Origin of the sequence: Pseudomonas sp. Pseusp97, from assembly GCF_047304025.1 — a bacterium.
Taxonomy (GTDB): Bacteria; Pseudomonadota; Gammaproteobacteria; order Pseudomonadales; family Pseudomonadaceae; genus Pseudomonas.
In genome coordinates this window covers 1-1,760 of sequence record NZ_JBGLYK010000419.1, presented here as the reverse complement: position 1 = coordinate 1,760, position 1,760 = coordinate 1, and the positions used below count along the sequence as shown (strand labels likewise).

The window sequence follows — 1,760 nt, the reverse complement described above, 5'->3', positions numbered from 1 at the left end:
CCCCCCCCGGGGGGCCCCCCGTCCCGCTCCCCCCCCCCCCTGTTCTCTCTTTGGCCCGCGCCCCGCCCCCCAACCCCCCCCCGCGGGGGGGGGGGCCCCCCACCCCCCCCGCTCCTACGAAAAGCGGAAGATGCCGGCGAACTCGAATCCCTGCGCCACGCCGTACGGCCCCCTCTCCCTTCAGGGAGAGGGCTGGGGAGAGGGGGCTCTCGCTCGGTCCGTACTTCGCTGCGGGACTGTTCGCGAGCAAGAACTAGGCGTCCCCCTCGATCCTACGAAAAGCGGAAGCTCCCGGCGAACTCGAATTCCTGCGCCACGCCGTATGGCTCCCTCTCCCTTCGGAGCGGGGCGCGCAGCTAGGGCTGGGGAGAGGGTGGCTCCGGCGCGCACTGTACCTGCAGGAGCGAGCCATGCCCGCGATCGCACCCATGGGATACTCCCGCAGGTGAGCGTCATAACCACCCAGATTCTCTGAACCCGCTGCGCTCTCCGGCGGTCCATTCCATGCAACAGGCAATCTCACAAGGAGCCACCGCATGGACCTCATCCGCATCCTCATCGCCATTCTTCTGCCGCCGCTGGGCGTGTTCCTCCAGGTCGGTTTCGGCGGCGCGTTCTGGCTCAATATCCTGCTGACGCTGCTCGGCTACATCCCCGGCATCGTCCACGCCGTGTACATCATCGCCAAGCGCTAACCCGCCCGGCTGCCCTCCCAGAAATGCTCCGCCAGCACCCGCAGCTCCGCCGCCAGTTCCGCCATGCGCGCGGCGCTGCGCTGGCAGGTGCCGACCTGCGCCGCGTTGTTGTCGGCCGAGCTGCGGATGGCGTGCAGGCTGCGCTGCACGTCCTCGCTGGCGGCGCCCTGTTCCTCGATGGCTTCGGCGATCTCCAGGCTCATCCGCTGGATCGCCGAGACCTGCTCGCTGATGCGCTCCAGGGTGCCCGCGGCCTGGCCGGCCTGGGCCAGGCTGGCAGCTGCCTGGTCGCAGCAGTGCCATAGCGCCCGTACCGAATCCTCTGCGCCCTGCTGGAGATTGCCCACCAGCGACTGGATGTCCCGCGCGGAGTTTTCCGTGCGCGAGGCCAGAGCGCGGACCTCATCGGCGACCACCGCGAAACCGCGCCCGCTTTCCCCGGCGCGCGCGGCCTCGATGGCGGCGTTCAGCGCCAGCAGGTTGGTCTGCCCGGCGACGTCGCGGATGACTTCGAGCATCCGGGAGATCGCCTCGCTGTGTTCCCTCTGTTGTTCCACCGCGGTGCTGGCTGCGCGCACGCCGGCTTCCAGCGCGGCAAGCTGTCCACGCGTGCCGTGCACGTCCTGATGCCCTGACTGAGTAATGCGCTCGCTGCATTGCGCCGCCACCGCACTGTGCTGCGCATGACGGGCGACCTCCTGGACGCTCTGCGCCAGTTGCTGCATGGCGCTGGCGACCTGTTCGGTCTCGCGCTGCTGCAACTGCGAAGCGGCGTTGCCGCCGGCCATGGCGTCGGCGAGCGCGGCAGAGTGCTCGGCCAGTTGCTGGGAGGCGTCGGCCATGCGACCGACCACCGCGGCGGTCTCCGCCTCCAGCATGCGGAAGGCGAAGTCCAGCTCGCCGAACTCATCCGCGCGCCCCGAGAAGAGCTGCTGGCTCAGCGGGTTGTCGGCGATCCTCCGCGCCCGCACGAGCAGCGCGCGCAGTGGTTGCAGGCGCAGCGCCAGCCAGGCGCCGGAAGCGCCCATCGCGAATAGAAAGGCCCGAATAGAAAGGCCAGCGCCG

At 69.9% G+C, this 1,760-nt stretch carries 2 protein-coding genes; one reads left to right on the top strand and one right to left on the bottom strand.

Annotated features, from left to right (window positions below):
* Positions 1-536: 536 nt before the first annotated feature.
* Complete coding sequence (locus ACCC94_RS29560) at positions 537-695, top strand: YqaE/Pmp3 family membrane protein (RefSeq protein WP_003084988.1); 159 nt, start codon at positions 537-539, stop codon at positions 693-695.
* Here ACCC94_RS29560 and ACCC94_RS29555 read toward each other — a convergent pair.
* A complete protein-coding gene (locus ACCC94_RS29555) occupies positions 692-1,744 on the bottom strand; it encodes a methyl-accepting chemotaxis protein (protein ID WP_413353139.1) in 1,053 nt (350 codons plus the stop codon). The genes ACCC94_RS29560 and ACCC94_RS29555 overlap by 4 nt on opposite strands.
* Between the last annotated feature and the right edge of the window lie 16 nt (positions 1,745-1,760).

Bases quoted from the DNA above. Each gene is read 5' to 3' on its own strand.
- ACCC94_RS29560 (WP_003084988.1), top strand. From the start codon at position 537: ATGGACCTCATCCGCATCCTCATCGCCATTCTTCTGCCGCCGCTGGGC.